The 12,452-nt window shown below is 72.8% G+C and carries 9 protein-coding genes; 6 read left to right on the top strand and 3 right to left on the bottom strand.

Annotated features, from left to right (window positions below; all coding sequences use genetic code 11):
• Window positions 1–195 precede the first annotated feature (195 nt).
• Genes OP04_RS16475 through OP04_RS16465 form a run of 3 tightly spaced genes read left to right on the top strand, consistent with a single transcriptional unit; the run spans window position 196 to window position 4,598 of the window.
• Window positions 196–1,188 carry an AAA family ATPase gene (locus OP04_RS16475; protein ID WP_033340691.1) on the top strand — a complete coding sequence of 331 codons (993 nt, stop codon included), beginning with the start codon at window positions 196–198 and terminating at the stop codon, window positions 1,186–1,188.
• Entirely contained in the window at window positions 1,189–2,337 is a 1,149-nt protein-coding gene (locus tag OP04_RS16470; protein ID WP_033340515.1) for a DUF58 domain-containing protein, read from the top strand.
• On the top strand, window positions 2,331–4,598 hold the full coding sequence (locus OP04_RS16465; RefSeq protein WP_033340690.1) for a transglutaminase family protein: 2,268 nt from the start codon (window positions 2,331–2,333) through the stop codon (window positions 4,596–4,598). Before OP04_RS16470 ends, OP04_RS16465 begins: the two co-directional genes overlap by 7 nt.
• 286 nt (window positions 4,599–4,884) lie before the next feature.
• On the opposite strand, the gene OP04_RS16460 is transcribed toward OP04_RS16465, so the two are convergent.
• A complete protein-coding gene (locus OP04_RS16460; RefSeq protein WP_085066530.1) occupies window positions 4,885–6,438 on the bottom strand; it encodes a glucuronyl esterase domain-containing protein in 1,554 nt (517 codons plus the stop codon).
• 106 nt (window positions 6,439–6,544) lie between these two features.
• Window positions 6,545–7,306 (bottom strand): SDR family NAD(P)-dependent oxidoreductase, encoded by a 762-nt coding sequence (locus OP04_RS16455; protein ID WP_033340514.1) that lies wholly within the window; start codon window positions 7,304–7,306, stop codon window positions 6,545–6,547.
• 46 nt (window positions 7,307–7,352) lie between these two features.
• Here OP04_RS16455 and OP04_RS16450 point away from each other — a divergent pair, with 46 nt between their 5' ends.
• Window positions 7,353–8,042, top strand: coding sequence for a GntR family transcriptional regulator (locus OP04_RS16450; RefSeq protein WP_051798048.1), 690 nt, complete (start codon window positions 7,353–7,355; stop codon window positions 8,040–8,042).
• A gap of 785 nt (window positions 8,043–8,827) precedes the next feature.
• Here OP04_RS16450 and OP04_RS16445 read toward each other — a convergent pair.
• A complete protein-coding gene (locus tag OP04_RS16445) occupies window positions 8,828–9,964 on the bottom strand; it encodes a PucR family transcriptional regulator (RefSeq protein ID WP_232323608.1) in 1,137 nt (378 codons plus the stop codon).
• Between the two features lie 75 nt (window positions 9,965–10,039).
• On the opposite strand from OP04_RS16445, the gene OP04_RS16440 reads away from it, so the two are divergent.
• Together OP04_RS16440 and OP04_RS16435 are read left to right on the top strand one after the other, a co-directional pair.
• Window positions 10,040–11,116: a ferredoxin reductase gene (locus OP04_RS16440; protein ID WP_033340512.1), complete on the top strand. Its 1,077-nt coding sequence runs from the start codon at window positions 10,040–10,042 to the stop codon at window positions 11,114–11,116.
• A 19-nt stretch (window positions 11,117–11,135) separates the two neighbouring features.
• Window positions 11,136–12,338 carry a fatty acid desaturase family protein gene (locus tag OP04_RS16435; RefSeq protein WP_085066511.1) on the top strand — a complete coding sequence of 401 codons (1,203 nt, stop codon included), beginning with the start codon at window positions 11,136–11,138 and terminating at the stop codon, window positions 12,336–12,338.
• The last annotated feature ends 114 nt before the right edge of the window (window positions 12,339–12,452 follow it).

Genomic DNA, 12,452 nt, shown 5'->3' with positions numbered 1-12,452 from the left:
CCGGCCTACGAGGCGCCCAAGGCGTACGAGCAGCCCAAGGCTTACGACTCGGGTTACGGCGCACCGCAGTCCTCGCAGGCGGCCACGCTGCCGCCGCCCCCGCCACCGCCCGTGGCGCCCCCGTCGCCGCCCACGATGAACCCGCCCACGATGAACCCGGCCACGATGAACGCGGCTCCGGTCAGCGCGCCCGCGATGGACGCGTCCGCCGAGGGCCCGCTCACGTCCCAGCAGGTCCAGGGCTTCTCCAGCATCGCGACGCAGCTCGCGGCCAGCATCGGCACGGTCATCCTGGGCAAGCCGGAGCTGATCCGGCTCGCGCTGACCGCGCTCTTCGCGCAGGGTCACGTGCTGCTGGAGGACGTGCCCGGCGTCGGCAAGACCACGCTGGCCCGCGCGATCGCAGCCTCGGTGCACGGCCAGTGGCGGCGCATCCAGTTCACGCCGGACCTGCTGCCGGCGGACGTCTCCGGCGTCACGATCTTCAACCAGGCCACGCGCGGGTTCGAGTTCCACCCGGGTCCGGTCTTTGCGAACATCGTGATCGCCGACGAGATCAACCGCGCCTCGCCGAAGACGCAGTCCGCGCTGCTCGAGGTGATGGAGGAGCGCACGGTCACGGTCGACGGCGTGCCGCACCCGGTCCCGCGCCCGTTCCTGGTCGTCGCCACGCAGAACCCGGTCGAGATGGACGGCACCTACCGCCTGCCCGAGGCCCAGCTGGACCGGTTCCTGGTCAAGCTGAGCGTCGGCTACCCGGACGAGGCCGTGGAGATCGAGGTGCTGCGCGGGGCGAACGTGCGCTCACCCGAGAGCCTGCCGCCGATCGCGGACACGAACATCGTGGCCGAGATGATCCGGATGGCGCAGCGCGTGCACATCGCCGACCCGCTGTACGCGTACGCGGTGCGCCTCGCGGCCGCGACCCGCACGGACCCGCGCGTGCGGATCGGCGTCAGCCCGCGTGGCGTGATCGCGCTGACCCGGGCCGCGTGTGCGTACGCGTTGATGGAGGGCCGGGCCTGGATCCTGCCCGAGGACCTGAAGGCGCTGATCGGCCCGGTCTTCGCGCACCGCGTGCTGCTCAACCCGGACGCGGCGCTGCGTGGCGCCACCGCGGACGACGTGATAGCCGACGCGCTGCGGTCCGTCCCGGTGCCGCTGCCCGGCGGCGGCGCGCAGGCCTAGATGCGCCCGACTCCGCGTGGCACAGGTCTGGCCGTCGGCGCCCTGGTGCTGCTGGCGGCCGGTCTGCGGTTCGGCTACGCGGAGCTGGCGGTGCTCGGCGCCGCCGGCCTGCTCGCGGTGGTCTGGGCCGTGCTGTTCGTGGCGTGGCGGCCACGGCTGTCGCTGACCCGCGTCGCGGACCCGGACCGGGTGCCGCGCGGCGACCCGTCCACGATGATCCTCACGCTGCGCAACGCGGCCCGCCGCCGCTCGGCCACGCTCGCCGCGTCCGACTCCTGCGGCGGCCGCCCGGTCACGGTGCCGCCGCTGCGGCTGCGCGCGGGCCGGGACACCACGGTGACGTACCCGGTGCCCACGCATCGGCGCGGCAGGATCGCGGTCGGCCCGCTGCGGGTGACACGCGTTGACCCGCTGGGCCTGGTCCGGCTCGCGCAGGCGCACGGCGACACGGTCACGGTCTGGGTGCACCCGCGCATCCTGCCGCTGAGCGCGGTCCCGGCCGGCGTCACGCGCAGCATGGACGGCCGCTCCGACAAGGTCCCGCAGGGCTCGATCACGTTCGACACGCTCCGGGAGTACGTGATCGGCGACGACCTGCGGCGCGTCCACTGGCGCTCCACCGCGCGGATGGGCGAGCTGATGGTCCGCGAGCAGCTGGACACCAGCCTGCCGCGCCTGGTGGTGCTGCTCGACGACCGGGCCGCGTCGCACACGCCGCTCGCGGACGGCATGTCGGCCAGCTTCGAGGGCGCGTGCGAGGCGGCCGCGTCCGTGGTGGCGGCCGCGGCGCGTGAGGATCTGCCGGTCACGTTGCACCTGGTCAGCGGCGAGGAAGAGGCGGGTTTCAGTCATCTGGACACGCTGACCGCGGCCGGGCTGCATCCGGCGTCGGAGGAGACGTTCCGGACCGCGACCACGCGCCTGCGGCAGCAGCGGTTCGGCGACACGCTGATCTTCCTCACCGGTCCGGGCGGACGTGCCGACCTGGGCCAGCTGGGAACGGTGCGGTCGGCGTACCCCGTGCTGGTCGTGGCCGTTCTCGGCGCGACCGGTGAGCACCCCTCGGGCCAGGGCGCGGGCATGCTGGTGCTGAACGCGGAGGACGGCGACGCGTTCGCCGCGGAGTGGAACGGCGCGTCCGGATGGTGAGAGTGGTGCGCGCGGCCGGGCTCCCGGTCGCGCTGGCCGGCATGATCGCGCTCTGCGGCGTGCTGCTCGGCCGCGTCTACTCCGGCCCGCTGCTGATGCAGCTGGTGGCCGGCGCGGCCGTGCTCAGCGTCGGTCTCGGTGCCGCGGTCCGGCGGCTGCCGTCCTGGACCGTCGCGCCGCTGTCCGTGCTGCTCCTGGCCGGGTACACCGTGTTCGCGCTCCGGCTGTCCGCGCAGCGCGCCGGTCTGGGCACGCCGCTGGCCCAGGTGCTGGTGGACGCGGCCCGCAACGGCATCCCGCGCATGCTCACCGCGATGATCCCGGTCGAGCCGACGCCGGACACGATCGTGGTCCCGCTGGTCACGGCGTGGCTGGCCGGCCTGGCCGCGCACGAGGTCTCCGGCCGCGCCGGCTACGTGCTGCTCGGCTACCTCGCGCCGATCGGCCTGTTCGGTGGCGTGCTCTACGTCGTCGGGCCGAACGCGGACGCCGCGCTCCCGCCGACGCTCGGTTTCGTGGCGCTGGCCGCGCTCGGCCTGGCCACCGCGCCCGGCCGGGTCCCGCCGCGCTCCCGCGAGACGACCACCGCGACCACGTCCGGTGACGCCGAGCCCGCCGGCCGGCTGCGGCGCCTGATCGGCCCGGTGGTGGCGCTCGCGGTGCTGCTGGCGCTGACGTTCGCGGGCGCGCCCCGGATCGCGGGCATCGTGACCCAGACCCCGGTCGACCCCCGGCGGTACGTGGAGCCGCCGCAGGTCGACAGCCTCGACGAGAGCCCGCTCAACCGGATCTCCGGGTGGGCGCTCAACCCGGACCAGCACCTCTTCGACGTGACGCCGCTCAACGGCACCGACCTTCCGCTGGTACGACTCGCGGTGCTCAACGACTACGACGGCGTGACCTGGAAGGTCGGCGCCACGTACCGCGCGGCCGGCCGCGTGCTGCCGACCACGCCGCCCGCGCCCGGATCGACCGTGGAGCAGGTGGACCAGCGCCTGACCATCGCGGACCTGAGCGGGCGCCTGCTGCCGGCCGTGCCCACGCCGTCCGGCGTCGACGGCACCCGGGTCGCGTTCGACGCGGCCTCCGGCACGCTGATCCGGCCCGAGGGCCTGCAGCCCGGCCTCAGCTACACGGTGTCGTCCGCGCGGGAAAAGATGGACCTGAGCGGCCTGCCCGTCGCGGACGTGCCCGGCGGCCCGGACGTGGCCCGCCTGCTCACGGTCCCGGACGGCACGCCGGAGCAGGTGCAGCAGCTGGCTGACCAGCTCGGCGAGGAGAACGGCGCGCCGTACGACCGGGCCGTGGCGATCGAGCAGTTCCTCGCCACGCACTACCGGGTCACGGCGGACGCGGCGAGCGGGCATGCGTACCCCAACCTGGGCTTCTTCCTCTTCGGCCCACGCAACGCCGGCGGCCAGGAGGGCACGTCCGAGCAGTTCGCGGCCTCGTTCGCGGTGCTGGCCCGGCTGCTCGGCCTGCCGTCCCGCGTGGTCGTGGGCTTCGCGCCGCGCGCGGACGCGGGCAGTCCGGTCCCGGTCCGGGGCGCGGACGCGTTCGCCTGGCCGGAGGTACTGTTCGGCGGCGTCGGCTGGGTGTCGTTCAACCCGATGCCGCAGGCGGACGCGCAGCCGCGCCCGGTCGAGGAGGACTTCCGCCCGGAACCGGAGAAGTCCGAGGAGCCGCCCACGGACGCGCCGGTCCCGTCCCTGGAGCCGTCCGCCACCGCGTCCGCCGGGGATCTGCTGGCCGGCGGCGGTCCCGGTGCCGGGCGCACCCGGGCTCTGGTCGCGGGCGGCGTCTCCGGCACGCTGCTGCTGACGCTGTCCGGCCTGGTCATCGCGCTACTGATCATGCGGCGCGGCCTGTCCCGCCGGCGGCTGCGCGCGATCGACCCGCGCGAACGTGTCACCGGCGCCTGGCTGGAGGTCGGCGACGCGCTCCGCCTCGCCGGTCGCCCCGCCTCCCCCGACCTGACCGCGACCGAGTTCGCCGGCCACGCCGCGGAAACCGCTTCGGAGGCGTCCGCGCAGGTGAAGAAGCCTTCGCTGCGCGCGGCAGCGCCGTCGCTGGACGAACTGGCCGCGCTGATGAACCAGGACTCGTTCGCGCCCCGGGCCGTCGACGATCTTCAAGCCAGCCGCGCGGGTACGACGGCGGCCGCCTACGTGACCGCGCTCCGCGCCCGCCGCTCGTGGTGGCGGCGGGCGCTCTGGTCGCTGCACCCGGGCCCGCTCCGCTGGGCGAGGAAACGGCGCTGACACCCGCCGGGCGAAGTAGCAGCGCTGACCGCTCCCTGCCTCGGGACCCGATGCCGGGCGAGAAAGCTGCGCCGACCGCCCCGGCGCACTCCGCCGGGCGGAAGAAGCAGCGCTGACCACTCCGATGGGCGAGACACGACGCCGGCCGCGACGTGCCCGGTCCCAGGCCACGAACGTCCCGACCGGCGCGGACTCCACCCCGGCCGCGCCGCACGAGGCCGGTCCGACCGGGACCGGTCCGGACCGCCCCGGCGAATCGGTGGGCGGGGCGGCCCGGACCGGCGCTCTACCGCGCCACGCAGACCGGCGTGACGCCGCTCGCGCTGCCCGTTCCCTGGAATCCGAACTCCGTCGACCCGCCCGCCGCCAGCGCGCCGTTGTGCGCCGCGTTGGTGAAGCCGACCGCACCGCCGCTGCCGCCGGCCGACGCGTTCCACGTGTTGGTCACGGCAGCTCCGGACGGCAGCGTCATCGACACCGTCCACCCGCTGACCGGCGCCGATCCCGCCGTCACCCGGACCGTCGCGACGAACCCGCCGTTCCACTGGTTGAGCGCCACCGTTGCGGCGCACCCCGCCGGAACGGGCGACGGCGACGCGGTCGGCGACACCGTCGGTGACGGCGACGCCGATCCGCCGGTCAGCACCGGCGTCTGCCACGTGCGCCACGCCGCCAGACTCCCCGCCGCCTTGCTGGACACGCGGAACACGCCGGGCGCGCTGCCCGTACCCCCGAGGAATTTTCTGATGCTGTTCTGCAGCGGATCACGCCACTCGGCCCTGGTGGCGCAGTGCGTCCCGTCGGACACGTCGGACCAGTAGGAGATCGCCGACGTCGCGCCCAGCGCGCGGTAGACCTCCGCCCCGCCGAGCGCGGCCACGCTGGACGAGCGCGCCGCCAGCCACGAGATGTGCGGATTGTCCATGATGAACAGTCCGCGCGGCGCCACCATCCCGACGAGCTCGTGCGTGTCGACCGGAAGACCCGCAGGATTCCCCGTGTACGACCCGAACGCGTCGCCGAGCCACGGCTGCTCGCTGTAGGCGCTGCTCAGCGGCTGTGCTCCGCTCTCCCCCGGCACGCCGCGGAAGATCGGTGCGCCGCCGGTGCCGGACTCGATCGGCATGGTCAGCGCGATCCGCTGGTCGAACGCGCCGGTGACGATCGCGCCCTTGCCGTACCGTGAGCAGCCCGTGACGCCGGTGGCGTCCGCCTTCAGGATCGTGCCGCCGGACTGCTCGATCACGTCGATGATCCGGCTGACGCCCCAGGCCCAGGCCAGCAGGATGCCGGTGCTGCTGGACGCGCCGTACAGGCTGTAGAACGCGCCCTGCTTGTTGGTGCGGGGCGTACCCTCGCGGCCGACCGCGAGCGGGTCGTAGCTGATCACGGCCGCGCCGGCCGCCTTGATCGAGGCGGTGTCCGCGCCGAAGCCGCCGATCACCACGACGGCCGGGAACGGGCCGGTGCCGCTGGGCAGGTCGACGGTCGCGGAGAACGAGGCGCTGCGGCCGGCCTCGGCGACGTTCACGGTGATGCCGGTGCGGGTGACGGTGCCGCCGACCGTGGCCGGGCGGTCCGGTTTGGCGCCGTAGACGTACCGCTCGGCCTGGTCCTTGATCTCGGCGCGGCGGCAGCGCCAGTCCGCGACCGTGGTGATGCGGGTGCCGTCGATCCTGGTGAACGGGTCGGGGAGCGTGGCGTTCGCGGTGACTGAGCCCTGACTGATGGGACAGTCCGCGCCCTCGTCCTCGACCGGCGCGGCGTACGCGGCGCCGGAGACGGCGAGCACGGACGCGGCCAGCAGCACGAGCACGGCTCCGGCTCTTCTGACGATCATGGTGGGCACTCCTTCCGTTAGTGTTTCGGAAGTTGAATCGCTCCTTCAAAGTGCCCTCAGACATTGGCGGATGTCAATGCGTATGGAAGTCTTTCGGAACTTCCGGTCAGCGCAGGTGCGACGCGCCGTTCAGGTCCAGCACCGCGCCGGACGACCAGGCACCCTCCGGCGACGCCAGGTAGAGCACCGCGGCCGCCACCTCCTCCGGCGTCCCGACCCGCCCGAACGGGCTCTGCGCCCGGACCGCCGCACCCGGCTCACCGGTCAGCTTGGCGGCCTGCCGCGCGGTCGCCACGAACCCGGGCGCGACGGACGCGACCGCGATCCCGTGCGGCGCCAGCGCCACCGCCATCGACTGCCCGAACGCGTGCAGCGCCGCCTTGCTCGCGCCGTAGGCCGGGAACTCCGGCTCACCGCGGAACGCGCCGCGCGAGCCCACGTTCACGATCGCGCCGGGCGCGCCGCGGTCGATCAGCCGCCGGGCCACGCACCAGGTGAGATTCGCGGCGGCCAGCAGGTTGACGTCGATCATGTCCCGCCAGGCCTGCTGCCAGTCCGCGTAGGAGACGTCGGCGGGCGCGTGCCGATTCCGCCCCTGCGGCGCCACGGCCGCGTTGTTGACCAGCACGTCCACGCCGCCCAGGGCGTCCGCGGCGTCCTCCGCCACGCGCGCGGCCACGGCCGGGTCGCGCAGGTCGCCGCCGGCGAGCACGTGCCCCTCACCGGCCAGCAGCCGCAGCGTGCCCTCCGCGCCGTCCCGATTCGCGCCGTAGTGGACCGCGACCCGGTCGCCGCGTGCGGCGAACGCCTCCGCGATCGCCCGTCCGATGCCGCCCGATGCCCCTGTGACCAGAATGCCCCGATTCATCCGGTCAGCTTGCCGTTATGATTGTCCGAATGTCAACATTAGCGTCATGAGATCTCGTGTCCAGCCGGATCCGCCGGCGTTCGGCCGGGCGAGCCGCCGAGGGCTCGCGGACGAGTCCGCGGACCGCATCCGGGAGGCGATCCTGGCCGGCGAGGTGCCACCGGGCGGGCCGCTGCGCGAGGTGGAGCTGGCGGCGGCCCTCGGGGTCAGTCGCGGGTCGGTGCGGGAAGGGCTGTGGATCCTGGAGCGCGAGGGCCTGGTGCGCAGCGCCTGGCATCGAGGGACCTCGGTCATCGACATCACGCCGGAGGACGTGCGGGAGGTCTACGCGGTCCGTGCCGCGCTGGACCGGCTGGCGGCGATCACCGCGCGGGAGACCGCGACGGAGAACCATCTCGCGGAGCTGGACGCACTGGTCGCGGCCATGGCTGCGGAGATCGCCGGCACGCCCGCGGGGGCACGGCTGGTCGCGCTGGACATCGCCTTCCACGACGCGGTCTACACCGCCGCCGCCAACCGGCGGCTCACCGAGGCCTGGCGCGCGGTGCGCTCCCAGGTTCATCTCTTCCAGCTCCGCCGGGTGGCGCTGGGGTTCGCCCATTACCGTGCGCGCGTCGTCGACGAGCATCGCGAGCTGGCAGCACTTCTCCGGTCCGGCGATCGGGACACGGTGGCGCGGACCGCGGAGGAGCATGTCAACAGCGCCCATCGCGGGCTTCTGGCGGATCTGCCGTGAAGGCGCATGCAAGACCGACCGGCAACAGCGTGGGCTTGCCGACCCGGATGCGAACGGGCGCTGCCGCGCCCGACATTTCGGAAATGGTGTCCTGTCGATTCCAGCAGCCCGCCCAGGCACCGCGGCTCAGTCACCCTCCTGACAGGCGTCGACAGATTCCGGTCCGGGTGCCGACTTCACAGGCGGCACAGCGGGGACCCCGGCGGACATCGTCTCCGGCTCGGGCTTGGAGACCTGCATATCCGCCAGGAAGACCGCAACGATTTGAGCGTGGCCCGCGTCGCCCCGCGGGAGGAACGACGGGAATCGCGGCCTTGGGCCGACCCGCGCGAACCGGCTCCGACGGGGCGGGCAAAGCGGAGCGCCGGCGAAGTCTTTGCCCGCCCCGAGGTTTGCCCGCGGGAGCCGCACGCGCGTGTGGATCATTGACGTCGACAAAATGGCGGTCGGCGAGCGGATTTGACCGCCATTTCGTCGACCTCAATGATCCACAGACGGCGATGCGGCGGTCCGTCATGAACAAATACAGTGCAGACCCTTCCGGCGCCAGGACACGGTCGGCGTCGGCCGCATCGCGCCGGCCGCCCAGAGGTCCGGATCGACCAGCCATGGGGCGCCGACCGGGCAACGCTGCGGACCACCACCGATGACGCCTTCGAACGGCACAAAAGGGTGTCGAGGGAATACGCCGAGCCTCGGCTCGTAGAACCCTCACCCCGACATCGAAAGCAGGCCGGCGACCCGCGAGACCGGTGTGGCGGCTTCTGTCTCGCCTTGAGCGTGTCCTACGTGGCCAGTGCGACCGTCAGCATGACCAGCCAATCCGGATCCCGGAGGCGGTCGCCGTAGAGCTCTCGCAGGCGGGTCACCCGGTAGCGCACGGTCTGCGGGTGGACGAACAGCTCGGCGGCGATCTCGTCCCGCCGGCCCTGGTGCCGCAACCAGCTGCGCAGCGTCTCCGTCAGTTTGGCCGTCGACGACTCGCCCTCGTCGGCCAGCGGCGCCAGCACCCGCGCCCGCAGGTCCGCCAACGCGCCCGGGTCCGCACCGAGCAGCAGCGTGACCAGGTGTTCCTCGGTGTCGCCGGCCAGGCCCAGGGATCGTGCCCGCACCGCGCGGTCGTGCGACTCCGACGCCCGCTCCCACGCCCGTGGCGGGCCGATCACGGCCTCGCGGCCGGCCAGCAAGCGCATCAGATGGCCGCGCCCTGCCCCGTGCGCGTCCGGGACCAGCAGCACCGACTGTTCGTCGTCCGCGTCCACCTGCAGCGTGCGCGCGTCGAGCAGGTCCACGACCGCGCCGATCGCGCGCGCGGGCAGCAGCACGGCGGTGAGCGTGACCGGCGGCGGCCACTCGGCCAGCTCCGCGGCGGCGACGAGCGCGTGCGCGGGCTCGGCGGCGATCAGCGCCTGGCCCAGGCGCTCCAGGTTGCGGCGGCGGGCCCGGACCGCGGAGGCCAGCTCGTCCGCGTGGCCGGCCACGCTGGCGGCGGACAGCTCGTCGATGTAGGCGAAGACCAGTTCGGCGAACTCCATGATGGTGATCGCGTCGACGCCGGCGGCGACGCTCGTCGTGGCCATGTCCCGCCAGGCCACGCGGGCGCCGACCCGGTAGGCGGCGAGCAGCGCGTCCAGGCTGCGGCCGTAGCGTGCCTCCCCGCGTCCCAGCGCATAGGCCGCCTCGAGCGCGGGTTCGAGTGGCGCCCCCATGTCTCGCGAGAGCAGGTTGAGGAACGTCCCCAGTGCGCCGCGCACTGCCCGCTCGATCTTCTCGCCCATCTCGCCGGCGAACGCCTCGCGGTACGCCGGGACCTCGGCCGTGATCGCCGCGACCGCGTGGCCCGCGACCTCGGCCAGCGCGGTCCGCAGCGGCGCCACCACCTCGGGCGGCAGCCGCAGCGCGGAAACCCCTGTCTTGTTCACAACGAACAATAATGCCCGACGAAACTACCGTCTCTTGGTCAGGACTTAATCCCGGCACCAACCCATGCTTGAGTCATGCCCGCAACCCGCAGCCTCCGGTCCGCCGCCTGGCGCGTTGTCGAACTGCTGACGACGCCGCTGGTGCCGAGCGACTATCTGGACGAGGTCGCCCCGCTTCGCAATGCGAACGTGCTGCGTGCCCGCATCGAGGAGGTGCGACCGGAGCATGATCGCGCGGTCACGCTGGTGCTGCGGCCCGGTCGTGGCTGGCGGCGGCACGTGCCCGGTCAGTACCTGCGGATCGGCGTGGACGTCGAGGGCGTGCGGCTGTGGCGCAACTACTCGCTGACCAGCGACCCGGACCGGAAGGACGGCCGCGTCGAGGTCACCGTGACGGCGATCGAGGGCGGGCTGGTCAGCAACTACCTGGTCCGCCACGCGAGGAAGGGCGCGCTCCTGCACCTGGACCCGCCGGCCGGCGACTTCACGCTCCCGGAGACCGCGCCGGAGAAGGTGCTGTTCGTGACCGCGGGCAGCGGCGTCACCCCGATCATGGGGCTGCTGCGCGGCACGCCGAGAGACGCGATGAAGGACGTCGTGGTCGTGCACTCCGCGCGTACGGCCCAGGAGGCGCTGTTCACGCCGGAGCTGGACGATCTCGCGGCCGAGGGCCGGATCCGGCTGATCGAGCGGACCACGTCGGTGGAGGGGCGGCTCTCGCCGGCGGGGATCGCGCGGCTGGTGCCGGACTGGGCCGAGCGTGACACCTGGGCCTGCGGGCCGAACGAGCTGCTGGACGACCTGGAGAAGCACTGGGCGGACGCCGGCGTCGGCGAGCGGCTGCGCACCGAGCGGTTCCGGCCGGTGACCCTGGCGGCGAGCGGCGAGGGCGGCGAGCTCACGTTCCTGAGGACGCAGACCACGGTCAGCGCGCGCGGGGACGTGCCGTTGCTGGAGGCCGCGGAGGAGGCGGGCGTGCTGATGCCGTCCGGCTGCCGGATGGGCATCTGCTTCGGCTGCGTGCTGCCGCTGCGCGAGGGCGCGGTCCGCGACCTGCGCGACGGCGCGCTGATCATCGCCGAAGAGGGCGACACCATCCCGATTCAGACCTGCATCACCGCAGCGGCCGGGCCCTGCGCAATCGATCATTGAGTCGAAAGGGACCACCCACATGACGATCATGGAGAAGAAGGCCGTCAACCCGGTCGCGCACCTCACCCCCGAGGACATCGAGGCGATCGGCGTCGAGCTGGACGCGTTGCGCGACGAGATCATGTCGAGCCGGGGCGAGCGCGACGCGGCCTACATCCGCAAGGTGATCTCCACGCAGCGGCGCCTGGAGCTGGGCAGCCGCGCGGTGCTGCTGTTCTCGCTGTTCCCGCCGGCCTGGGTGATCGGCACCATCGGCCTCTCGATCGCGAAGATCATCGAGAACATGGAGATCGGCCACAACGTCATGCACGGCCAGTGGGACTGGATGCGTGACCCGAAGATCCACTCGACCACCTGGGAGTGGGACAACGCGTCCCCGGCCGCGCAGTGGAAGCACGCGCACAACGAGATCCACCACACGTTCACGAACGTGGTGGGCCGGGACAACGACCTCGGCTACGGCATCATGCGCGTGGACGAGGACCAGCGGTGGACGCCGGGGCTGCTCGGCCAGCCGCTCTACAACTTCATCAACATGTGCCTGTTCGAGTACGGCATCGCCGCCTACGACCTGCAGCTCGGCCGCAACCTGAAGACGAAGAAGCGGCGCCGCGACCCGAAGTTCCGCGCCGAGGTCAAGCAGGTGCGCAACAAGATCGGCCGGCAGATGCTGAAGGACTACATCATCCACCCGCTGCTGTCCGGCCCGTCGTTCCTGGCCACCATCGGTGCGAACGCGGTGGCGAACCTGGTCCGCAACGTCTGGACGCATTCGGTGATCATGTGCGGCCACTTCCCGAACGGTGTGGAGACGTTCTCCAAGACCAGCATCGAGGGTGAGAACCGCGGCGAGTGGTACCTGCGCCAGATGCTCGGCTCGGCGAACATCCGCGGCTCGAAGTTCATGCACTTCATGACCGGCAACCTGTCGCACCAGATCGAGCACCACCTGTTCCCGGACATGCCGAGCAACCGCTACGCCGAGATCGCGCCGCGCATCCGCGACCTGTTCCAGCGCTACGGCCTGACCTACACCACCGGCCCGCTGCCGGTCCAGGTCGCCTCCGCCTGGTTCAAGGTCTTCCGCCTCGCACTGCCCACCAAGGAGGACCTGCGCCAGCGTCGCGAGGGCGGCCGCGGCACCGGTACCCCGCGCCGCCCCAGCAAGCGCATCGAGGGCCACGCCTCCGCCCGTCGCACCCCCGTGGCCATTACAAACTAAGGTCAAAAGCCTTTGTGGGTACGGGACAGAGCTGCTGGTCGTCGCTCCGCTCCTCCGGCTCGACGCCTTAATTCCGACCTGTAGAAGGCGGTTTTCGGCAAACGAAGAACGTGT

This window comes from Catenuloplanes japonicus, from assembly GCF_000717135.1.
Lineage (GTDB): Bacteria > Actinomycetota > Actinomycetes > Mycobacteriales > Micromonosporaceae > Catenuloplanes > Catenuloplanes japonicus.
Note: the sequence above shows the minus strand (reverse complement) of the source record. Positions and strands in the feature narration are given on the sequence as shown.